The sequence below is a fragment of the Psychrobacter sp. GW64-MNA-CIBAN-0177 genome (assembly GCF_040309585.1).
Lineage (GTDB): Bacteria > Pseudomonadota > Gammaproteobacteria > Pseudomonadales > Moraxellaceae > Psychrobacter > Psychrobacter okhotskensis.
Map to the genome: position 1 here is coordinate 1 of NZ_JBEOOY010000103.1, position 318 is coordinate 318.

The following is a 318-nucleotide window of genomic DNA, read 5'->3' on the forward strand; positions in this document are numbered from 1 at the left end:
GTATCATAATCGATGTGTTCACCATCGTGAGTAACCGATTTACCATTACTTTCCATTTCAAGCTGGGTTAAATCGCTGGGTAGATAACCCAAACGACCGTCATAAGGCAGCACTGTATGCGCATGGATGTGTAAAAAGGTGCTATTCCAAACCGCAAGCAAACCTAATAATACTGGCAAGTTATCTGCAAAGTCAGCATTGGCAAAATGCACATCCATGCTATGCGCGCCAGCAAGTAGCTCACGAAACTGTGGCATACCAATACGAATCGCTATCGCAAGACCAATGGCAGACCATAGAGAAAAACGCCCCCCGACC

At 45.9% G+C, this 318-nt stretch carries 1 pseudogene; it reads right to left on the reverse strand.

Going from position 1 to position 318, the window contains the following annotated elements:
• A pseudogene (locus AAEY79_RS14360) lies at positions 1–318 on the reverse strand (glucose-6-phosphate isomerase); the annotation flags it as partial.